General features: G+C 53.8%; 23 protein-coding genes and 1 pseudogene. 13 read left to right on the top strand and 11 right to left on the bottom strand.

Translation table 11 applies throughout. From position 1 onward, the window contains the following. The first annotated feature begins 7 nt into the window (after window positions 1-7). From H8B20_RS16250 to H8B20_RS16225, 6 genes are all read left to right on the top strand, one after another. Window positions 8-853, top strand: coding sequence for a phage tail protein (locus H8B20_RS16250; RefSeq protein ID WP_210623854.1), 846 nt, complete (start codon window positions 8-10; stop codon window positions 851-853). Continuing rightward, window positions 828-1,034 carry a tail protein X gene (locus H8B20_RS16245; protein ID WP_064596196.1) on the top strand — a complete coding sequence of 69 codons (207 nt, stop codon included), beginning with the start codon at window positions 828-830 and terminating at the stop codon, window positions 1,032-1,034. Before H8B20_RS16250 ends, H8B20_RS16245 begins: the two co-directional genes overlap by 26 nt. A 98-nt stretch (window positions 1,035-1,132) precedes the next feature. Continuing rightward, the gene (locus H8B20_RS16240; RefSeq protein ID WP_210623853.1) at window positions 1,133-2,182 is read left to right on the top strand and encodes a phage late control D family protein; all 1,050 of its coding nucleotides are present in this window, start codon (window positions 1,133-1,135) and stop codon (window positions 2,180-2,182) included. Between the two features lie 48 nt (window positions 2,183-2,230). Further along, window positions 2,231-2,794 carry a glycoside hydrolase family 19 protein gene (locus tag H8B20_RS16235; protein ID WP_206420770.1) on the top strand — a complete coding sequence of 188 codons (564 nt, stop codon included), beginning with the start codon at window positions 2,231-2,233 and terminating at the stop codon, window positions 2,792-2,794. Further along, window positions 2,776-3,318 carry a lysis system spanin subunit gene (locus H8B20_RS16230; protein ID WP_210623852.1) on the top strand — a complete coding sequence of 181 codons (543 nt, stop codon included), beginning with the start codon at window positions 2,776-2,778 and terminating at the stop codon, window positions 3,316-3,318. Before H8B20_RS16235 ends, H8B20_RS16230 begins: the two co-directional genes overlap by 19 nt. A gap of 151 nt (window positions 3,319-3,469) precedes the next feature. Beyond that, entirely contained in the window at window positions 3,470-4,264 is a 795-nt protein-coding gene (locus tag H8B20_RS16225; protein ID WP_210623851.1) for a DNA adenine methylase, read from the top strand. Between the two features lie 94 nt (window positions 4,265-4,358). Here H8B20_RS16225 and H8B20_RS16220 read toward each other — a convergent pair whose 3' ends face one another. The 6 genes from H8B20_RS16220 to H8B20_RS16190 all read right to left on the bottom strand — a co-directional run bounded on the left by H8B20_RS16220 (window position 4,359) and on the right by H8B20_RS16190 (window position 10,822). Next, window positions 4,359-4,886 (bottom strand): hypothetical protein, encoded by a 528-nt coding sequence (locus H8B20_RS16220; protein ID WP_210623850.1) that lies wholly within the window; start codon window positions 4,884-4,886, stop codon window positions 4,359-4,361. Between the two features lie 316 nt (window positions 4,887-5,202). Then, on the bottom strand, window positions 5,203-6,537 hold the full coding sequence (locus tag H8B20_RS16215) for a hypothetical protein (RefSeq protein ID WP_210623849.1): 1,335 nt from the start codon (window positions 6,535-6,537) through the stop codon (window positions 5,203-5,205). An 81-nt stretch (window positions 6,538-6,618) separates the two neighbouring features. Next, the gene (locus tag H8B20_RS16210; protein WP_210623848.1) at window positions 6,619-7,821 is read right to left on the bottom strand and encodes a hypothetical protein; all 1,203 of its coding nucleotides are present in this window, start codon (window positions 7,819-7,821) and stop codon (window positions 6,619-6,621) included. Next, entirely contained in the window at window positions 7,808-9,106 is a 1,299-nt protein-coding gene (locus tag H8B20_RS16205; protein WP_210623847.1) for a hypothetical protein, read from the bottom strand. Before H8B20_RS16205 ends, H8B20_RS16210 begins: the two co-directional genes overlap by 14 nt. A gap of 749 nt (window positions 9,107-9,855) precedes the next feature. Next, complete coding sequence (locus H8B20_RS16200; RefSeq protein WP_210623846.1) at window positions 9,856-10,095, bottom strand: hypothetical protein; 240 nt, start codon at window positions 10,093-10,095, stop codon at window positions 9,856-9,858. Window positions 10,096-10,603: 508 nt separating this feature from the next. Then, entirely contained in the window at window positions 10,604-10,822 is a 219-nt protein-coding gene (locus H8B20_RS16190) for a hypothetical protein (protein WP_210623845.1), read from the bottom strand. Between the two features lie 170 nt (window positions 10,823-10,992). Here H8B20_RS16190 and H8B20_RS16185 point away from each other — a divergent pair, with 170 nt between their 5' ends. From H8B20_RS16185 to rimA, 6 genes and pseudogenes are all read left to right on the top strand, one after another. Next, window positions 10,993-11,499 (top strand): hypothetical protein, encoded by a 507-nt coding sequence (locus H8B20_RS16185; protein WP_210623844.1) that lies wholly within the window; start codon window positions 10,993-10,995, stop codon window positions 11,497-11,499. 817 nt (window positions 11,500-12,316) lie between these two features. Then, window positions 12,317-12,979, top strand: coding sequence for a hypothetical protein (locus H8B20_RS16180; RefSeq protein ID WP_150592445.1), 663 nt, complete (start codon window positions 12,317-12,319; stop codon window positions 12,977-12,979). Between the two features lie 780 nt (window positions 12,980-13,759). Next, window positions 13,760-14,122 (top strand): DUF6124 family protein, encoded by a 363-nt coding sequence (locus tag H8B20_RS16175; RefSeq protein WP_210623843.1) that lies wholly within the window; start codon window positions 13,760-13,762, stop codon window positions 14,120-14,122. Window positions 14,123-14,482: 360 nt separating this feature from the next. After that, window positions 14,483-15,652: pseudogene (locus tag H8B20_RS28330) on the top strand (methyl-accepting chemotaxis protein); the annotation flags it as partial. After that, window positions 15,638-16,510 (top strand): methyl-accepting chemotaxis protein, encoded by an 873-nt coding sequence (locus tag H8B20_RS28325; RefSeq protein ID WP_414704603.1) that lies wholly within the window; start codon window positions 15,638-15,640, stop codon window positions 16,508-16,510. The pseudogene H8B20_RS28330 and the gene H8B20_RS28325, both read left to right, overlap by 15 nt. A gap of 137 nt (window positions 16,511-16,647) precedes the next feature. Next, window positions 16,648-17,427 carry a S6 modification regulatory phosphodiesterase RimA gene (gene rimA / locus H8B20_RS16165; RefSeq protein ID WP_210623841.1) on the top strand — a complete coding sequence of 260 codons (780 nt, stop codon included), beginning with the start codon at window positions 16,648-16,650 and terminating at the stop codon, window positions 17,425-17,427. A gap of 6 nt (window positions 17,428-17,433) precedes the next feature. On the opposite strand, the gene pseH is transcribed toward rimA, so the two are convergent. The 5 genes from pseH to H8B20_RS16140 all read right to left on the bottom strand — a co-directional run bounded on the left by pseH (window position 17,434) and on the right by H8B20_RS16140 (window position 20,588). Then, window positions 17,434-17,985, bottom strand: coding sequence for a UDP-4-amino-4,6-dideoxy-N-acetyl-beta-L-altrosamine N-acetyltransferase (pseH, locus tag H8B20_RS16160; RefSeq protein WP_210623840.1), 552 nt, complete (start codon window positions 17,983-17,985; stop codon window positions 17,434-17,436). Window positions 17,986-18,139: 154 nt separating this feature from the next. Continuing rightward, window positions 18,140-18,559 (bottom strand): DUF6691 family protein, encoded by a 420-nt coding sequence (locus H8B20_RS16155; protein WP_042560113.1) that lies wholly within the window; start codon window positions 18,557-18,559, stop codon window positions 18,140-18,142. Window positions 18,560-18,561: 2 nt separating this feature from the next. Continuing rightward, a complete protein-coding gene (locus H8B20_RS16150) occupies window positions 18,562-18,996 on the bottom strand; it encodes a YeeE/YedE family protein (protein ID WP_210623839.1) in 435 nt (144 codons plus the stop codon). Between the two features lie 91 nt (window positions 18,997-19,087). Further along, entirely contained in the window at window positions 19,088-19,873 is a 786-nt protein-coding gene (locus H8B20_RS16145) for a transporter substrate-binding domain-containing protein (protein ID WP_210623838.1), read from the bottom strand. A gap of 58 nt (window positions 19,874-19,931) precedes the next feature. After that, the gene (locus tag H8B20_RS16140) at window positions 19,932-20,588 is read right to left on the bottom strand and encodes an FMN-dependent NADH-azoreductase (protein WP_210623837.1); all 657 of its coding nucleotides are present in this window, start codon (window positions 20,586-20,588) and stop codon (window positions 19,932-19,934) included. A 102-nt stretch (window positions 20,589-20,690) separates the two neighbouring features. Between H8B20_RS16140 and H8B20_RS16135 the strand changes: the two genes are divergently transcribed. Next, on the top strand, window positions 20,691-21,545 hold the full coding sequence (locus H8B20_RS16135) for a LysR family transcriptional regulator (protein ID WP_210623836.1): 855 nt from the start codon (window positions 20,691-20,693) through the stop codon (window positions 21,543-21,545). The last annotated feature ends 2 nt before the right edge of the window (window positions 21,546-21,547 follow it).

Genomic DNA, 21,547 nt, shown 5'->3' with positions numbered 1-21,547 from the left:
AGGTTTCATGGCTTACATGGAACAGATGCAATCAACTCTGAAATATCTGGTGGAGGCGGCGGAAACCGGGCGGCGTAGTGCGGATGGCATGCTGAGCCCGGTCAACGGTGCTATCCGCGAACTGACCGGTGCCGCGTCCGAGCTGGAGAACATCCCGTTTGTCGGGCCGGCCATCGGCGCCAAACTTCAGCGGGTAATGCGCGGCGTCGATGCGGCTCAAGCCAAGGTCGGTCAGGTGGTGGCGGTGTACGGGCGCGCCACTCGGGCGGCCGCCGAGGTGCAGGAGCGGCTAGGGACGTTGAAGGAACAGGCGGGCAAGGCGGCCACGGCGATCAACAACGTCGCCGGCAAAGTCAGCCCGGCGCTGGCCAACATCGTGCCCACCAGTTCCTTTGCCGTGGATGCCACGCCGGCGCCGGAGGCGGTGAAGCCGTTCCCGCACCTGATGATCATTCAGCCGCGCGATCCGAAGATTGAGCCGTATTACTTCAACCTGGACACGGCAGCTTTCGACGAGCTGAGCCGTTCGACCGAATTCCGCTGGGCTTCGCAGGAGCGCTTGACGCGCCGGCCGGCGAAGCAAGCCATCGGTATGGGTGATGAAAAGTTGACGCTCAAGGGCACGATCTACCCGGGCTTCAAAGGCGGATTGAAGCAGCTCGACACGCTGCGTTCCATCGGTGCCAGGCTGCAGCCGCTGACATTGACCACTGGCTATGGCGAGGTGATCGGTACGTGGTGCCTGAAAAACATCAACGAGGAACAGTCCGCGCTGCTCCACGGCGGGATTGCTCGAAAACAGGGTTTCACTTTGGAGTTTGAGCGCTATGGCGACGACATGCAGGACGTCTGATGGCGACATGCTCGACGTCATTTGCAATAACGTTTACGGCCATCTGAATGGCAGCGTCGAGGCTGTGCTCGATGCCAATCAGGGGCTGGCTGATGAGCCTCAGCCGTTCCGGTCTGGCGTGATCATCGTCCTGCCGGATCTGCCCAGCCCGACCAGTGAGGGCGTCAGCTTGTGGGATTGACCCTGGGCGATGCCTTCGCCGGCGCCGCGTCGCGCTACGCGTAACGGCACCTTGTTTTTCTGGCCCGCCTTGTGCGGGTTTTTTATTGGAAAAAGACTATGACACCGATGTTTCGAATCGTCGCCGATGGGGCCGATGTCACGGCCAAGATCAATGATCGGCTGTCGTTACTGCGTACCTCTGACAAGCCGGGCATGGAGTCCGACGAGTTTGAGTTGCGTATCGACGACCGTGATGGTCAGGTGAAATTGCCACGGCGTGGCAGCGCTATCGAGATTTACCTGGGCTATGCCGAAACGACCTTGGCGCGCATGGGCAGCTACACGGTGGACACCGTCGAGGTATCAGGCCCGCCGGACACCATCGTGATCAAGGGCAAGGCCAGCGACATGCGTGGCAGTGGCAAAACCATCCGTAGCGGAAGCTGGGAAAACGTGCCGCTGTCGAAGATCGTGGCTGACGTTGCCGCGCGCAATGGCTGGACGCCGGTGTGTCCGGTGTCGACCAAGGTCGCCCGCGTCGACCAGCTCAACGAGTCCGATTTTAACTTCATCACCCGGCTGGCCAAGCAGTACGACTGCACGGCCAAGGTCGCCGACGGCAAGCTGTTGGTGATGCCGCGCCAAGGTGGTCAGACCGCCAGCGGCAAGGCGTTCGGTGCCGTCACCCTGACGCGCAGCGACCTCAGCCGCTGGCAATTCAGTCTCGGTGATCGCAATTCGCACAAGGCGGTGGCCACCAAACATCAGGACAAAAAGAACGGCAAGCTCGCGGTGGTCACCATCGACAATGATGATGCGCCGGACGGTCTGCCAGCAGTGCATACCGACCGCCATATCTACCCGAACAAGACCGCCGCCGAAGCAGCCGCCAAAGCGCGTCTTTCTGCATTCAATCGTTCGACGGCCGACGTTCGGCTTGAGATGCCCGGTCGCACCGACATCTTTGCCGAGCGGCCGATTCTCGCCCAGGGCTTCAAGGTCGGGCTTGATGGCGAGTATCTGGCGGACTCGGTGGAGCAGGTGTTCACCCAATCCGGCTGGTCGACGACCGTCGAATGCAACGCCGGCAAAGCAGGTAAATCCAAGGGCAAGAAAAAGAAGGGTGCAAAACCACCACTCAAGGTGGTGAACATCGAGAAGCAATAGCCGCATTCCATCGCCGCCTGAGTGCGGTTTTTTACGTCTGGAGTTTGTATGTCCATCACTGAACAACAGCTGCAAAGCATCATGCCCAACGCCCGCCGCCAAGCGGGCGTTTTTGTATCCGCTCTCAACGCAGCCATGACCCATCGACAGATCAACACGCCGAAACGCCAGGCCGCGTTCCTGGCGCAAGTCGGTCACGAGTCGGGTCAGCTGCAGTACGTCCGGGAGCTGGGCGGCGACCAGTACCTAAGCAAATACGACACCGGCAACCTTGCTGCAAAACTGGGCAACACGCCGGCAGCAGATGGTGATGGCCAGCGCTATCGCGGTCGCGGCCTGATCCAGGTCACAGGCCACGACAATTACCTGCGCTGCAGCTTGGCGCTGTTTGGCGACGAGCGATTGCTGCGCACGCCTGAACTGCTGGAACTGCCGCAGTGGGCCGCCGAATCGGCCGCATGGTTCTGGTCGGTGAATGGGCTGAACGCGCTGGCCGATCAAAATGAATTCAACACGATCACCCGCAGGATCAATGGCGGCCTCAATGGTCTGCAGGATCGGCTGGAGTTGTGGGGGCGGGCGAGGGCGGTGCTATGCGTTTCGGCGAACTGATCCCGGCGCCGTATCGGCTACTGGCAAAAGGCGCGCTGCTGGTCGTCGTGGTCGGTGGTTCTGCGGCCATCACCTGGCGAGTCCAGGAGTGGCGTTATGGCACCCAGCTCGCCGAACAGGGCCGCCTGCACACCGAAACGCTCAATCAGATAACCCTTGCTTCGGCCGCTCAGCAGCGTGCCGAACAGGATAAACGCCTCGCGCTCGAGCAGCGCCTGGCAACCAGTGAACAAACCCATTATCGAGCCTTGAGCGATGTCCAACGTGATCAAGGTCGCCTGCGCGACCGCCTTGCCACTGCTGATCTGCGCCTGTCAGTCCTACTCGGCGCCACCACTGGCGCCGGCATTGGATCGATTTCAGCCACCACCGCCACCGGCGGCGTGGTTCATGGCCCCACAAGAGCCGAACTTGACCCAGCGCATGCTCAACGAATTATCGGCGTCACCGATGACGGCGACCGGGGGCTAATTGCCCTCGCAGCCTGTCAGGCATACGCCAAGGAAGTCTCGACACCGAAGTGAAAAAAGAGCGGCCGGTCCGGATGCGTCAACATCCTGATCGACCGCCGTCCCTGCAGATGGTCCCTGCAAGTCCAGCCAAGGCTCTTGCTCCGTGCACAAAGCGCGGCGAGCCTAGCACCTGTTTATCCATACAGTAAAGGTCTTGCTATCAATGTCTACACCCATCATCCCTTGGATGGGCGGCAAACGCCGCTTGGCCGACCGTCTCATTCCGCTTTTTCCGCCACACGAATGCTACGTCGAAGTCTTTGCCGGCGGTGCCGCGCTGTACTTCATGAAGCCCCAGCCATCGCCGGTCGAAGTCCTCAACGACATCAACGGCGACTTGGTCACGCTTTACCGCGTCGTGCAGAACCACCTGGAAGAATTCGTGCGCCAGTTCAAATGGGCGCTCAGTTCGCGACAGGTGTTCGAATGGCAGAAAATGACCCGCCCCGAAACCCTCACCGACATCCAGCGCGCCGCCCGATTCTTTTACCTGCAGCATCACGCCTTTGCAGGCAAGGTTTCGGGTCAGACGTTCGGCACGGCGACTACTGCACCGGCCATCAACCTGCTGCGAATCGAGGAAAACCTCTCGGCCGCGTGGCAGCGCTTGTCCGGCACCTACGTCGAAAATCTCCCTTGGCTTGAATGCGCTGAACGCTACGACCGTGCCCACACCTTCCATTACATGGATCCGCCTTACTGGCAGACCGCAGGTTATGGGGTGGATTTTCCGTTCGAGAACTACGAACGGATGGCCGACTTCATGCGCAGTTGTAAGGGCAAAGTGATGGTCAGTATCAATGACCACCCGGACATTCGGCGGGTATTTGAGGGGTTTCACTTCGAAACGTTGGACATCCGTTACAGCAATATCAATCAGCGACAGGGGAAGGCAGATGTAAGCAGTGAACTAGTGATTATGAACTGGACGCCCACTGAGCTAGGAGGACTATTCTGATCATCCAGAAAATAGACAGGGATAAAATAGTCGCTAACGAGATGGCGATTTCTTATTCTTAATTTATAAAGACATATCGCGTCGGAGAGGCGGATCAATTATCTTTGCTGACGTTCACCTCTCCGATATTTTTGTTATAGATTTTATCGTATTCCTTTAGTAGCTTTTGAAGGCTGCTAAGTCTCAACGAATTCTCATTGCATATGCCGTAATTCTGAACTGTGTTTAGTAAAAGATCTCCGTTTGTGATCTGATGCTTGCTGCTGTCCAGCGGTATTAATTCTTTGGGGGGTTCCATGAATACTGCTGGAGGGAGTTTATAGCCTACGTTAACAAATGTGGTGTTTCCTTTGCTCAAGTTTTCTTTGAGTCCTTTAGAAAACGGAACTGGGGAATTTTTATCTAGAACTGCAATAGCCCAGCTTCGCATGTCGTCATCCGCTTTGCCTTTTTCTGCGTTCAGAATAGTTAAGGCCATTTGGACATAATCTTTCTTCACGCCTTCTTCAGAGGTTTGTGTTTGTATTAGCCATCCGAACGTTGCTATCAGAACGGGAACAGCTATAGAGGAAAAGATAGAAGTATAAGCTTGGATTTTTGGCAACGAATCTGATGGTTCCACCGGTATTCATTCCTTTTGCAAAGAACCGATCATATCATTTTGATCCATTTTTCTACAAGAATGGTAAAATTTTGCATTGGTTGCGATCATTGCCCATGCCGTGACCTTCATTGAGCCCTTCAAAATTCTCGGTCAACTCGCCTTGAAGCAAAGCTATATGCTCAGATCATTCTGTAGGGAACACTGCTTCCAGCCTCACCCGAGCTAGATCGAGTGAAAGTGCAACCGGGCGTCTACCATAGAGATCCCATGCCCCGGGAACTATTTTGTAGCGGGAACTAAATGCTCTAAGTTGTCAACGTAATGGCTAAAAAATTTACTGAATGTATTCCTCTCGCTTCGTAGGTTTTTTTGGGTATTGAGCAAATACAGGTAGTTCGAATAAAGCGCCGCTCCGAGCTTCATTGAGCCATTGAAAAACATGTTCTATGTTATGGTTGGCAATAATTTGCTCGGCTAGGATGTGGTGGCCTAAAGCATATAGCGACTGAATTACATGGTGGAGAAAGTTTGACTTTTCAAATACGTGCATGAATTCATGCTGGATCGAATCTTGATCAATGTTTGCTTGGTTGCTAATTTCGGATGCGTAGCGGGAGTACAGTGATTCATAGTATTCTGTAAAAGTGTAGTCATAAGCAAAGTAAAATAATGCATGCAGGCCGGCGGTAAGTTTGGGTGTGACAATGCTTTCTAAATCATCCCATGATGAATTATCGCTAATCATTTCACTTAGCAAATCAGCATAGGTAATAATAGTGCCTTCGTCATGCTTGGTTTGTGTTGTTTTTATCTCCTGGTTGGACTCAATCCAGATATCGATGATGTGCAGTAGCTGGGGGGGCGTGATTCCGGTAAGAGGTATGCAAATGCCGATGTGCGGGGCAAGAGTATAATGATTTTGAATTAGGTTAAGGATTTTTGAAAGAGCAGTATTTGAGATGTGATATTTTATTTTTAAATGGTTTTTCGTTTTGATAAATTCTTCATTGTTCCAAGTCTTTTTGTGAGGGAGTTCCATCGCTAGCTGAAAAATCTCATTTCGTTGAAGTATATTGAATAGTCCTTGGCTGTATTCGGTGTGCAGCCATTCATAGAGTCTTAATAATTCGTCTAAATTTGTTTCAAGGTCGCGAAATTTTTTATAAAGCACCACAAAATTAATCAACGATACTTCAGTTAGATGTTTTGTTGACTGTGTGCTAATTGGGTATCGGAATGTTTGCCCTGAAGGATCTACTTCGGCTATATCGAGTATCGTTGGCTCTATATGGGTATTTATTGTTTTGAAGCGGTTGTCGAGATTTTCGGATTCTGTTAAAAAAAATTGCCAAATCTTGTAAATGTCATGTGACCCAGAAAAATCGAACTTGATTTCCCTGTTTCTGAGCCTCGCTAGAACCTGAAGAGCGGATATGGCTCCTTTGAGGCGTAATTCAACTGAGTGTCGCATGTTGAAGCACACAGGGTAGACAAAGACGTCGGTTGTTAAGTGTAAAGAGCGGTCTTCCAGGACTGCGGTAATCAGCATGTTAGCTGCTTTTGAAAAGCCTTTGGAGTACTCAACGTAGCTAGGGCTTCCATTATCGCCCACACAAGCATTTGCCCAAGTCGGGTGGGCGCCACGAAAAGTTGAGTTTTTTTGCCTCATGATTACCCGTCCTAATGAATTACATGCTGGGCTGTTGAATCCCTATCCCCTTCTCGTTTACTTGTCCTGAAACCCGACTTGTTATTTATCATCCAGAGGTGGTAATGGTGTTAATAGAGAGTATTGCCTATCCTTGCTCGAGTCACCCGGCTCGACAGATTCATATGTTTTTAACGAGCTGATCTTTTCTTCAGTCTCGCCGCCAGTAGACGCCGGCGCAGTAATGAGATTTAATATTATTTTGCTGAACTCAATGTCTAGGGAGTTGCTTTTAACAAATAAATTCAGTATGTCTGATGCCATTTTTGCAGACAGAATAGACTCACTTCCACTCAAGTGGCGCGGCAATGAAGTGGTGCCTGCCGCAATGTAATGTAAAGAAAGGTCAGTGATTCGGATTGCATCATTCAATGCATAGCGTCTAATTAGTAAACGATTAACCTCTTCTAACAGATGAGGAAAAGTATCGTGATCAATCGCTTGCTCTGCGTTTGACTCACCAGTTAAGCGATGTATAGCCTTAGCGAAACGGACCTTCTGCGCTAGTGATTCGGCTCCGCCGTGTAACTCTTGTCGAAGCCTGTCTTCGACGCTTAAAACGTCTGTTACATTGAGATTGCTGATCAATATTCCTAAGCTAATGGCAAGTGCGCGCGCTGCGAGAAGTACAATGCAGATATGAGAAAGATCATCGCCTCGTAGTTTTCTATGCAGTTCGTTTTGTTGTCCTAAGTTCAATAGTGTAAGTACTCTATGTGCAGGACTAAGGCTCCACACACCTACCTTTAGAAACTGAACAAGAGAGCGGTATTCGCTTCCTTTAGGAAAGTTAGTGATCTTTTCGATACTTTCGTATCCGCTCCCGTCAAAATATGGTCCACGCAAGCGGCTTAGTCCCAAACGTGCATCCAATTCATACATCTCTTTCTCGTCGACACAAATGACTTTCAAAAGATGTGCCAGCCATCTGGCATTGTCGGGAACTTTTTTCTTGAACAGATATAGCTCGTCTAGTTTTAATACATCCTGCAGTCCTCTCACCCAGAGGACTCGGTCGACGGCTCTACCGCTTGTTGTTTTACAATCAACAAGCAGCCGAGCTACCCCGCCGCTAGAATCAAATCTAAAGCCGTACACGTCTGCATCTGTGAGGTCTGTGCCCGCTTTCCCGTTTGCGTCAACCGGTAAAGTGACAGGGACGTTTAGCAGTGGAATATAACCTAGGGCCCAAGCAAGTCGTTTACCAAGTAGCTTATATTGATGATCTTGATCATTTGATGACACGATGGATGCCCCTCAAATCGTCGAGTAGTGCTTGGCCAAGTTTAGAAGCTGTCTGCGTACTGGCATCTAGCTGACGAGACTTAATCAGTTTACCAGCAGTTGAGCGATTTGCCTCGGGTAGCAAGATGCCACCTGGTGTGGCCGATGAAAAGTGCGCTTGAACTTCTGATGGTTGTAGCAATGACGATGAAGCATCCTCTGTCTGTCCAGCACACATAGCAATTGCCAGATTTACAGCTGCCAAGTTGTCTGCGGTATCGTAAAGTCGGAAACGGAATCTGCCGTTTTCAGGCTCAATAAATCCAACACCCATATTCGCAGCGGCTGCATACTGTGATTTAATATTTGAATGGGGCGTACGGCCTATCATTTTGTTATCCCGTAGACCTTGTAGGATGGCCCTTGGGTCTGAAATTTTCGTGATGGAGGAATAGCCTTGCCCATACCTTACACATGCTAAAACAATTCGAGCTTTTTCTAGAATTGTCCGAGGCTGCGTAGTCTTATATGGCGCGAACGCGAATGATTGTATTCCTCCAGAGGATATTATCGCAGGGGCGCATAGGATGTTTTCGCTGACTAATTCAAGAACCATTGGATTAGCTTGTTGCAATGTACTGATTGGACTGCCTGGTTGGTTTTTGGCAGCTTTCAAAACGGCCTCAATTTGACTGTGAGCTCCTGGATTTTTGGCCATGAAATTTAGTAGGTTCTCGGGATTTTCCTCGGTGAAGCTTGGTGCGTACAGTATGGGGACTCTATCGCGAGGGGAGTCGTACTGTCTTAGATATCCCCCCAAGTCGCCTATATCAACGACTGTTTGTAGGTTTTCTCTGCTGATTCCAAGATCTGACGCTAGTGTTTCCGATGGTACTGGAGCGACAGTAAGTCGTTCTAATATCAACATCGTAATTTGCTCTAGCTCTCCAGGTTTTCTTTCTGACCACTGCTCGCCAAGAGAATCATAAATCACTTGAAAAAAGGGGATTTGCTCCTCAATACGAACTGGAGCGTAGATATTGGGGCTAACCCGAATCCATTGAATTTCCTCCAATGTTCGTAGAACCATAGGGAGTGAATCGGACGAGATGCCGAGGTTGCTACAAAAGCCGTGAAAACCGATGATGTTCGTGATGGTTTGCAGGCCCCGAATATGGACCGCCAGTTGTGCCGCCATACCTATCTGACGGGTGATTGGGACAGTCGCCGATACCCGGTGATCGCTTACATCGCGTAGACCCGCTTGAATATCTTGAGATCTTCGTCCTACCGCCTCATGCTCCATGATGTACTCCGTATGCGCTGTGTGGCCAATATGCCACTTAACTAAATAAGTCCTTTTTATGTCGCAAATTTCGGGCTTCGCGGTGCGGGTACGGACCCTATCTAGTGTCAGCATACCCGGCTTGATGCTGCGGAGTGATGCTCAAAAATTGTCTCGCCCGCGAGAATAAAAACGTATGAGGCGAGAGTGGGGCCGCTCGACCAATAGCTGACAGCTGACGATGATGCCTATCGGCCACCTAAAAGAAAAGTGATAACAAGACAACTCGGGGCAATCTCAACGTGCTTATATTTCTGGTGCCAAACTATCTTGGAGTGCTGGATTTCAACATTGGCGCTAAATGTAGTGAATTGCCCCTAGTTTCGTAGACGGTTTCGGTGAACGCGTTTGGCAGTTTTCTCCCTGTGAAGACCGGCAGAATGCTGCCAATTGCACTGAGACGTTTAGGGCAAAATTAGGGCATATTCCAGGCCGCCGTTTTCCGCTAGACGCCTTCGACACAGAGCTCAAGTGCCGATTTTTCTGGTATGGGGCGGCCTAGACGTACGTAAGAAGGGGTTCGAATCCCTATTCAGACTTTGTAAATGGGCAGCCCCGCGCTGTCCGCAAAACGCCCCACCGCGTTCAAGCTTGACCAGGTGCGCAGCGACTCGCGCCGCGAGGGCCACCGTCGATCATGGCCACTGGCATTCGCGCACCGCGTGTTGCTCAACCAGCGCGCAACAACTCCTTGTGAATGCCTTCGCCGATCACTGTTCGTGCTCCTGACGCCGAGCCGTGGCCGCTGCCTCGAAGATCCTATACAAACCTTCGATACTGGCCCCGTTCAGCACCTTGACCGTCTCCAGGCCCAGCACAAAACCTTCGGCACGATCACTTGCGCGAAACAGAGCATCCGCCGTGTGCGCCAGCTCAATTTGGTGCAGCAGTTTCAGGGTTTGCATCTCCACCTCGTTCGGCAGGTTCAATGCAGACAGTGCCTTATCCATGCTGCCCCTCGTTCGATTCGGCGCCGTTCACCGGCGGCGCAAACCCCAGCTCGCCGGATTCGACATCGAGCAGCAGCCAGCCGCCAGCCGCCCAGCGGTTGATTGCAGGCACCAACGATCATCCCCTGCACCATCAGCCCATCGGGCAGAATCACCCGCAGCATGTTGGCGTCGTCGGAACCTTCCAGAAAGCTCGCCAGTTCGACACGGGTGATTGGGGCCGATCTTGCTCAAGCGCACCGGACATTCGAGCGTCGTTAACTCGGCGCGTGGACGCCCCTCGTAGCGGGCGATCACCGCCGACGGTGGCCAACCCTTCATAGACGTAGGACATGAACGGTGTTCTCTGTTCGAAGAAGTGGGCCGAATACATCGACCAGACATTGAGGCAATGGTAGACCAGGCCGGGGGGATCTGGTTTCCACGGAGCAAATAAAAGGCCCTCACACCGGGGCCAGGTGTGGGGGCCGATTGAACATAGGCTGGATTCTGTCAATCGGTAAGCCGTTTATGAATTTCTGAGTCGCATGATCGCATCGGTGATCGCTTGCGCATTTCTATCCAGCGTTTCCAGTGCTGAAACGGCGTTATCGGCGACTTTGTCTGCACCAGACCCCGAGATCCAATGGGCGATCTCTTCGATCGCAGCACCCAGCGCATGCTGGTTGTGCAAAAGTAATGTCAAAGCGTCCGCAGTGGCGATTCTGAAGTCTGAGTTATCTGGCATAGCGGTCGTCCTTGATGGGTGATCCTGAAGACTAGTTCATCTCGCTACCGGCTACAGCTGATTATCCCATCCCGAAATGCCTCGATGTCTGCGAGACGTGGATCTATGCAAAATCAAATCGTCTCAATATCATTAATTGACAAACCAAGACGACTAGGATCAGCGCCTGTATGGATATCGAACCAACGCTACATGCGGAATGGATTAAGCTTTTACCGATTATAGTGGGAGGAACATTAACGCTGCTTGGCGGAATTTCCGGCCAGCTCGTTACCCAATTTATATCGGCACGTCGTGAACGAAAGAAATTCTTGGCTGGAAAATTAGAAGATATTGCTAGGGCCGTTTCCGCCTACTCCGCGTGGATATCAGAAAAGCAAAATACACTGCTCTTCAAGGACGAAACACACGAATCCCCCTCGCCTCTAGATGAAGCTGTCCTGCTCCAGCGATTATATTTCCCAGAACTCCATGGAGAGATCTTAGCGCTTATGCAAGCTTCCATCCCCTTGTTAGAACTCATTGGAAAACAATCGGTAGCAAGGAAAGAAAATTTCGATCTGTGGCTGAAAAAATTCGACAATACTGCCTATGAGTCAGGCTATAAGATCCACCTTCAGGCCTTAGGCTTGGCCATTAAGAAGTGCAGAGATATCGCTGAAAGTGGACTTAAATGATTACGTCTATCTAGTACGCCATTCATGCACAAGTCTTCGCGATTGCGGAACGCGGACGCCTGGCATCACCGGTGATCTGCAACGCGGAGGCAATCCCTAGCAATCCGCCAAAGCGTGCCTCCAATTTATTATTCGTAGCTTCGACCCAATCCCACACTCGATGGCGGTCTACTTTCGCAACGAATAGCGATCCCAGTCCCATTTCAATCCCATATGGCCTTTTTTCAGCCGCAAAAAAGCACAAACCCCAGACTTTTATCTATGAAAATCAGCTGCTTGCGTTTACTGAATGTGGCGGTGAAGGAAAGGTTCGAACTCCTAACTCTTGGAAGCCTGAAGTCGACATGCGCGCATACGCTCGCTCCTCATTGCCTAGGCAGATTATCAATACCGACAGCCCGAGGTACGTGGTAATTGTCGCATGCTTAAAAATTGCTACAACGTGACGCGTTTTTGAGACCTTAACCAATCAATCTGGTGGGGAGGGTGGTTACTGCACCCAATCCATCATCGGGGCGACGGAGAAGCGGCGGGAGAGTGGGGCGGGTTTTAGAGGCATTGGGGGAATCTGGATCAGAGGGGCGAAGGTGAGGGAGTTTATCAGGAATGGGGTGGGCAGAGTCTCACGCGTCCCTGTTTATGAGTATGGCGCGGACGGCTGATTATAGGTTCTGTAGTGGGCAACGACTCCTAGACACGACTGGCCTAGTGGCACCTGTTCTCGAGCAAGGCACGTTGTGGGATAGAGGAAGACAAATCCTGCTGATGGTTGATAGCATGTGGCTATCAATGTCCATACCATTCAGGAACGGAATCCATGTCGAAGAAAGTACACGCGTTAGTCCTGTCCTTGGCTAGCATTTTTGCAGGCATGCAAAGTGCTGCTGCAGCCGATAATCTCTTTAAAAGTTACGCTTATGACTCGCCTATTTCGAGCTATACCGAGGCTGCGGGTTTCTATGACTGCTCGGCAGATGTAGGCGCGACTGCCAGGTGTATTGATGACGTGAACTTTATTGATCAGAACTTCACTGCCGGTCTGGTTTTCAGCGGTGACAAGCTGATCATGGTTTCGCTATTTGCTCCGTATGATCGTGATCTGTACGGTCGTGCGATCGGCGCCCTTGCCAAGAGTTTTGGCCTAGTCGCATTGACTGATGGGAAATCCATGCTGGATCTCATCGATCTCGCGGCTAAAGCTAAAAACAGGGATGAATACACAGCCAAACTCACGAACTATGAAAGTGTCGCTTTAAACGCTAACGAGTTGACCTACTCCTTTATTGAAGGTGCGGCGTCGATAAAGGGCGCTTCGAGTGTTCCTGGCTTGATGAAACTCGCGCCTGCCAACATCAGAGGTGCTGATTTAATCCTCAGTGGCGAAGGTGAAGAGTCAATCATCATGATCAAGTTCTCGTTCCCGAAACTCGACGAAAACAAGCTTATTCAGCAAGCCCAGAAGCCAGTAGAGTCGTTCTAGAACCGATTCTTTGTCCGTATCGAGCCCCGCTAGGACGGGGTTTTTTCAAAGCGATAAAAAGTGGCAAAGGAAAAAGGAGAAGGATTTTTTAGAGAGATGGGGCTTGGCAGTAAATAAATCCGTCCCCTTTTTCTAGGGGATTTTCGCTGCGCAAATTTACGCCTCCAACGAATTGCAACCTGTACAAGCCGAATGATGCAGTTACCCGCTGTGATTCATTTAGCCCTGCTCGATTCTAATTTGCCGACACCAGCGGGCTGCTTATCGTGGTCGGTCCCCGATTTGTTTCGCCGGTTCTACTCAAAGTGCACACAGCCACTAATGCCTAAACAAGAATCGAATTAACCGGTGTCGGCTGCATCAAACTTTCTTTCGTCGGTGCTCGATGGCGAGGCAGGCGGAATTTTTGTGAATTTAAACAGCGATGCCTGTGCTTGTTTAAGTGAATCGATCTGGTGCAGTCCAAGACCTACACCACCTTGCGCCACACCCTACACCTAAGACAGAATCCGCCGGCTTGTGCCTCTAGCTCGCGGGTTCTATCGTTCCTGGGTCACTGAAAACCGGTGATCGGGTTTGGTAGCCCGTCTCCGTCAGAAGCACAAGACTACTGTCTTTCGAGGGCGTTTCTCGTCTTCGTTTTATGGTGGTCATGCGCGGGGCGTCTTCGGATGCGCCGGGGTTCCTGACGACCGGTCTACCAACCTGCGTATGGCCTCCACCCTTCGTTTGGTAGCGAGAGTGATGGCTCCTTTTCGTTAATCCGTCAGGAGTTACACCATGTTCAAACCAACACCCAACCCACCAGATACCGATCCCGCATCCCCCTACGAATCCCCCAATTCCAAAAAACTCCACGAAGCCGCCGAGCGCGCGCTCGATCACTATCTCCTTCCCGCCAGCCAGATCATGGCCAGCACCGACGAGCCCGAACGCATGTACCTCGCCAATCCGAAGTACGACATGGAATCCCTGTTGGCCAATGCCTGCGAAACCCTGGGGTCTGCCTCCGAGATGCTCAACAACTTTGCCGCGACGCTGGATAACTCGCGCCGCAAATCTGCGCTAGGCATTGCGCAGGTGGTGATGTTGGCCGAGTTGGCGGTGAATCAGGCGTTGGATAAGGTTGAAATCAAGCCGTAAACCCGTGTCCCTCTGTGGCATGCGGCACGCCGTTGCTGCAGAGGGGCGGGGTTCTGAATTGGCATTTTCGGCGTCTTTTTGCGCCAGTAGCGATGTGCCACAATTCGTGATGGCAATGCGTCATCATGCCGAGCTGAAAGTTCACTTCCTGTACAAAAATAAAAAGTTGTACAAGTTTTCCTAAAGTTTATAGCATCCCTTCCAGATACTTTGCTGAATCGATAAATCTTGCGTGCAGACGCCTTGTTTGCCACGTGATGGTTTGTCTGCCGATGCTCGCGTCGGATTTCTCTTTGACGCATCAACAGCATCGCATTTTGCATTTCCGGGACAGCTGGAGCGTCCCGTATTACGCCTTGGATGACGACCCCCGAATGTCTGGACGGTGACCGCGGTTGCCAAAGATCTATTTTTTGTGCCCGGCGTTTCGCGTCAGGGCGTTTGAGGCTGAATATGGCAGTAGCATCGAATTTCCTGGGTGACATCAAAGTTTCCCGCAAGCTGGGAACCGGTTTTGGCATTCTGTTGCTGGCTGTTTTGGCGGTTGCCTTCATTGGCTATAACAGCAACAGCGTGCTGGTTGATCGCTTGAGTACGACGCGTCTGATTGGCACGTTGAATGACGCTACGCAAGATATGCGTCTGTCCGAGAAACAGTACGAAGCCGCCGCTGACGCCGCTTTCGCCGACTCTTATCACGCGCAGCTGAATGTCTTGCAGGGCCTTGTGAGCAAGGCCCTGGAAACGTTGACGCGCGCTGAAAACCAGCAAGCCTTGAAGGCATTGCAAGCCACGATCATTGCTTATGATCAGAAGGTAAAGCGCCTGATCGATGCCGATAAGTCGACGACGGATGCCCTGAAGCCGTTGGGTGCGCTGTCGGACAAGTACGCGCAGACCTTCGGCGACATGCTTGAAAGCACTACGAGCGGTGCCTTGGCGTCCGCCGATGGCGAACGCGTGCGGGAGCTGCGCACGGTGGCCGATTTGCGCTACGGCATGACCACGTTTCGCCTGATGTTGCGTCGTTACATTGCGGTGCCCAACGACGCGAACAAAAAAGTGCTGATGGACACCATCGACACGTTCCTGAGCGATATCACCAAAGCGCGTTCCAGCCTGCCGGCGACCCTGTCGAGTCAACTGGAAGAAGCGCACGCGGGCATCCGTCGTTATCGCGAAGTATTGGTGGAAGTGGCCGGGCTGTTTGAGCAGAAGCAGAACATGCGCGAGCAGGTCGATCAGGAAAGCAAGGCGATGGACAAGATCATGACTGGCCTGATGGACACCCAGCAGCGCCTGGCGCGTGAAGATCAGCGCTCAGCCTTTATCCAGATGGCCGTACTGACCGTGTTGGCGCTGGTGATCGGACTGTTTGCTTCGGTAGTCATCTCGCGCCAGATCACTTCGCCGCTGGCGCTGACGGTTGATCTGGCTCGGCGTATTGCCAAAGGCGATCTGACGGTACAGGCCAAATCAAACCGTAAAGATGAGTTGGGCGATCTGCAAAATGCGATGCAGGACATGGCGCAGAACCTGAACACGCTGGTTCAAGGTATCGGCAATGGTGTGACGCATATTTCCACTTCTGCGGAAAAACTCTCGGCCATGAGCGAGCAGACCAGCGCGGGTGTGCGTCAGCAGAAAAGTGAAGTGGATCAAGTCGCCACGGCGATGCATGAAATGGCTTCGACCGTGCAGGAAGTTGCGCGTAACACGACCGATGCGTCCGCTGCCGCGACCTTGGCCGATCAACAGGCGCGTCACGGCAGTACGGTGGTGAAGCAGGCGACGGCGCAGATCAGTGAGCTCGCTGTGGCCATTGAAGAGTTGGGCGGTGCGATGAACGTGCTGTCTCAGGACAGTGAGCAGATCGGCAAAGTGATCGATGTGATCAAAGCCGTTGCGCAGCAGACCAATTTGCTTGCGTTGAACGCCGCTATCGAAGCGGCGCGAGCGGGGGAGCAGGGTCGTGGTTTCGCCGTGGTGGCAGACGAAGTGCGTTCGTTGGCCCAGCGGACACAGGACTCGACCAAGGAAATCGAAGCACTGATCGTCACCCTGCAACAGGGCACGCAAGCGGCTTCTGCGCTGATGGCTTCCAGCCGCGAGCGCACTCTCGATACGGTGGAGTTGGCGCAGAAAGCCGAGTTGGCGATTACCGAGATCAATCAGTCCATCGGCACGATCCAGGAAATGAGCCTGCAGATCTCGGCCGCGGCCGAGCAGCAAAGTGCCGTGGCCGACGAGATCAATCGCAGCATCGTCAGCGTGCGTGATGTGGCCGACCAGTCGGCGGTTGCCAGCGAAGAGAGTGCGGCCGCGACGATTGAGCTGGCGTCGCTGGGGCAGGACTTGCAGCGAATGACCGCGCATTTCCGCACCTGATTCGGTGAACGATGAGCCCACGGCACCTTCAAAATATTCAGGCGCCGTTGGGCTGCAGTTATGGCTGGTCAGCACATAACCCGAGCAGCTGTTTATTTATCACCATGGAGGGTTACAACCCGTTATCAGAGGGTGTCATGACCGACTTTTCAAAATCATCCGCCTCGCCCGGAGGCTGCCAGGGCTGTAAAAACAAAGGCGCGCCGGATATGAATTTCGCCTTCGCGTTCCAGCCCATAGTGGATCTGCGCGATCAAACGACTTTTGCCCATGAAGCCTTGGTTCGCGGCGTGAATGGTGAGGGCGCCTTGTCAGTCCTGGATCAGGTGGACGATCAAAACCGTTATCGATTCGATCAACTGTGTCGAGTTCGGGCGATTTCCACGGCGGCTCAGTTAGGGATGACCGAGTACCTGTCGATCAACTTTTTGCCGAATGCCGTTTACCGTCCGGAACTGTGCATTCGCAGCACACTTGAAGCAGCACGCGCTCACGGGTTTCCGCTGGATCGCTTGATCTTCGAAGCGGTTGAGGGCGAGTACGTTGAAAAGAACAGTCACTTGACGAATATCTTGCGTGAGTACCGCGAGTTTGGTTTCAAGACAGCGATCGATGATTTTGGCGCAGGCTATTCCGGTCTTAACCTGCTGGCAGATTTTCAGCCGGATTTGATCAAGCTGGATATGGCGCTGGTCCGCGATATTCACCTTGACCGGGTACGCCAGACCATCGTGCGTAACGTCGTGAACATGTGCAGAGAGTTGGGCGTGGAGGTGATCGCCGAGGGCATAGAAGATGCCCAGGAAAGAGACTTTCTCGCCGATTGCGGCATTTATCTGATGCAGGGTTACTGGTTCGCCAAACCTGCTTTCAAATCGCTGGCGCAGATCCCCACGGGTGCGTGGCTGAAGAGATGACCTCTCTCAGCTCGCACTGAGCCGCTCGATTACGGGGGCCAGTGCCGGACGTTTGCTGAGCCATTCTTCCTTGGTAATCCCCAACAGAACGACGTCAATCCGAACCCCATCCTTCGCCACGTTCTGCCGCCTCACACCTTCAATCTCAAACCCAAACTTCTGATGCATCTTCACCACCGCCGAGTTCATCGCCAGCACTTCGCAATTCAGCTTCTCCAACCCCGCCACATCAAATGCGTAATCGAGCATCCAGAACTCGATCACGCTGCCCAAGCCCTTGCCCTGCAACCCGATGTCCAGATAGAAAGCCCAATCAGCGGTTTTGTGAAGTTGGTTAATCGCATTCAGCGAAACAACCCCGACCGCCTGCTCATCCTTGATCACCACAAACACTTGCTGCCGTGGATTGCCCTGCAAAGAGGCCAGCCAGTTGGCATGTTCCTGTTCGGTGATTTCATGGGAGGTGTACATGAATTTGCGCACGTCTTCCTGGTTGCGCAGGGTGCGGACGTGGGCCTGGATGGCGGCGCTGGCGTCGGTGAGGGGGAGGAATTGCATGGGGATGTCCTTGTCTGGCGGGTGAGCGATTCTGAACCGGCGCTGTCGATCAGGGAAGTTGCATGTCGCCGCATGCGGTGCAGTATCGGCAGCAGTCTCAATCAGTACAGCTTCGGCATGTTGCACGACAACTGGCTGTGCGATTGATCGAGAGTCAGGCGTTGCGTCGGGCTTCCAGTACGCTAAACAGCAACATGCCCGCCAACATCGCCAGGACGAACACGATCACTTGCCAATGGCCTGTCAGCAGGATGGTCACTGCCGGTCCGGGGCAGATACCGGCAACTCCCCAGCCAACGCCGAACAGCAGACTGCCGCCAATCAATCGTCGGTCGAGTTCACGTTTGACGGGTAACTGCATGGGGTTTCCCAGCAGGGATCGGGATTGCCGACGGGCCCAGGTCAAGGGGCCGATGGCGACGGCAATTGCCCCCACCATGACCAATGCCAGAGAGGGATCCCAAGCACCGGCCAAATCCAGAAATGCCAGTACTTTTTCCGGGTTGGCCATGCCCGCCAGAAGTAGACCCAGGCCGAAGAGCAGGCCGGCAATGAAAGCGTTCAGCTTGATCATGTTCATGCTCCCAGCAGATGGCGCAGGACAAACACCGTCATGAACCCACTGAACATGAAACAAGCAGTGGCAGCCATTGAACGCGGTGAAAGGCGCGATATGCCGCAAACCCCATGACCACTCGTGCAACCTGAACCGTATCGTGTGCCAATGCCGACCAACAGCCCGGCGACGATCAGCCCCATCCAGCCACTTTGGAATTCGATGCGCGGCAACGTGGTGAACAATCCCCAAAGCACTGGCGCGACGAGCAGGCCTAGGAGAAACAGTGCTTTCTCACTTGCTCCTTCACGGCTGCGTTGCAGCAGACTGCCAATCAGGCCGCTTATTCCGGCGATTCGACCATTGCCGACGACCAACAGGCTGGCCGCCAGGCCAATCAGTGCGCCACCGGCAAGGGATGACCACGGAGTGAAGTTGAGCCAGTCGACATGCATGGGGCACCTCGGGTACTGAAAGTTTGAATTTTTGGGCAGATGGAGAGGTGATTAATCCACTCTCTCCACAGTTAGTGCCAATCCTGCATGCTTACTGCGGAACCGCCAGCCACTCGCCAATGACCTTCTGGTATTTGCCGGTCACTTTGCTCAAATGCAACCACTGATCGACGTACAGCTTCCAGCTGTTGTCATCACGCGGCAGCAGGTAGGCCTTTTCCCCGTACTGCATGAACTGCTGCGGATTGACCGCGCACAACCCCGGTTTCAACTTCTGCTGATACAGCGCTTCCGAGGCGTCGGTGATCATCACGTCGGCCTTGTTGTCGAGCAGTTGCTGGAAGATCGTCACATTGTCGTGCAGGGCCAGTTGCGCTTTTGGCAGGAAGGCGTGGACGAAGGCTTCGTTGGTGCCGCCGGCCGGTTCAACCAGGCGCACGTTGGGCTGGTTGATCTGCTCGACAGTCTGGTACCTGGATTGATCGGCGCAGCGCACCAGCGGGATCTTGCCGTCGACATCGAGGGTGTTGCTGAAGGAGGCCTTTTTCTGCCGCTCCAGCGTCACCGAAATGCCGCCCATGCCAATGTCGCACTTGCCGGCCTGCATGTCTGGCATCAGGGTTTTCCAGGTGGTCTGCACCCATTCGACCTTGACCCCGAGGCTGTCGGCCAGCGAGCGCGCCATGCTGATGTCTATGCCCTCGAAATCGCCGTCGGTGCGTTTGAAGGTGTAGGGCTTGTAGTCGCCGGTGGTGCAGACGCGCAGTTGGCCTTGTTGCTGGATGGTGTCGAGGTGCGAAGTGGCTTCCTCGGCTTGGACGCTGGTGCCGAGTGTCAGTAGGCCGCAGAAGATCATCGTGCTTTTTAGTGTTGTCATTGTGATCGGGCTTATGCAGGGAAGGGTGGCTCAGTGTAGTGAATGCCGTTCCCGGGTGTCATCCCGATGACGTGCAGCGAGTGAGTCGGTCGGCCAGATCTCGAGCCTGTTGCGAGGCGACAAGCCGCGAATCGCGATCCATTTCTTCACCGAGAATCGTCTTCTCGACGATCAGCGCGTGTACATCAGTGATACCGATAAATTCGAGCCACGCTTCAATGTACGGTTTCTGAAAGTCGAAACGCTCGGCGGGCGTGGTGGATTGCGCGGAGAAATCCAGGCCGCGCGCATAGGCGACCACGGCGGTTTTGCCTCGCAGCAAACCTTGCGGGCCACGCTCGGGATCGAAGCTGAAGAGGATGTCTTTCTGCGACACCAGGTCGATGTAGTGCTTGAGTTTGTAGGGGATGCTGTAATTCCACAGCGGCACCGACATCACAAGCATGTCAGCGCGGTGCAGGTGTGCGGCGAGTTTTTCAAGTTCTTCCCAGGCCGATTGCTGAGCCGGTGTCCGTGGCTTGCCGCTGAGGCCGGCGTATTTGGCGTTCATTGCCTCTTCATCGAACTCCGGAAGTTGCAGGCCCCACAGATCCAGCGTTTCGACTTGGGTGTGCGGGTTGTGTTGCTGATGGCGCTCGATGAAGTTGCGGGCGACTTCCAGTGAGGCGGAGCGTTGTTTGCGCGGTGAACATTCGATGTGAAGAAGGGTGGTCACGGTAGAGCCTCGGCATGCGATGAGAGAGTGCGAGGCATTGCAACATAGCGAGCTTCAAACTATAAATCGTAAATACTCAAGTCATTGATCACGTATCTCACTATGTTTGACGCTCTTCTGCTCAGGACTTTTGTCACCGTCGTCGATGAAGACGGTTTCAGCCGCGCCGCCGAAAAATTGCATCTGACTCAGTCGGCGGTCAGTGGTCATCTGCGCCGGCTAGAGGAGCAGATCGGCAAACCCTTGCTCAAACGCACCACACGCTCCCAGCAACTGACGCCCGATGGCGAACGACTGATCGCCTATGCGCGGACGATTCTGGCGTTGAACCGCGATGCCTGGGCGCAGCTGACGCGCACACCGTTCGCGGGGCGCGTGCGGATCGGCGTGTCGGAGGATTTTGTTGAGGCGCGTCTATTGCGAGCTTTGCAGGATTGCGCGGCGCAGCATCCGGGGATGGAGATCGACGTGCAGGTCAATATTCCCGGCACGTTGCTCGGCCTGATGAAACAGGGCGAGTTGGAACTGGTGATTGGATCGCTCTGCGAGACCGGGGCCCCCGGACTTTTGCTTTGGCAGGAACCGTTGGTGTGGGCGTGGTCGGCGCAACCGCTTGTGCATCTGCCGTCACCGTTGCCGCTGGCGCTATTCCCCGAGCCGTGCCCGTATCGCGAAGCCGCATTGACCCGACTGGCGCAGGCCGGCATTGCCCAGCGCACCGCGATGCTGTGCACCAGCACCGCCGCTTTGCGCGCGGCGGCGTTGTCCGGGTTTGCCGTCTCGCCGATGGCCGCCAGTCAGCTCGGTCCGGGGCTCGCCGCGTTGGGGCCCGAACTGGGGTTGCCGCTGTTGCCGGATGTGCAATTTCGTTCGTTTACAGCCTCGCACGCCGATCCGCAGATGATCGCCGCTGTTTCGCAGGTGATCGTCGATTTCTGCTCGGCGCGCAGGCAGTAATC

It is taken from the genome of Pseudomonas sp. P42 (assembly GCF_017973755.1).
Lineage (GTDB): Bacteria > Pseudomonadota > Gammaproteobacteria > Pseudomonadales > Pseudomonadaceae > Aquipseudomonas > Aquipseudomonas iridis.
The sequence above is the reverse complement of the archived record's forward strand: the minus strand, read 5'-3'. Positions and strand labels throughout refer to the sequence as shown.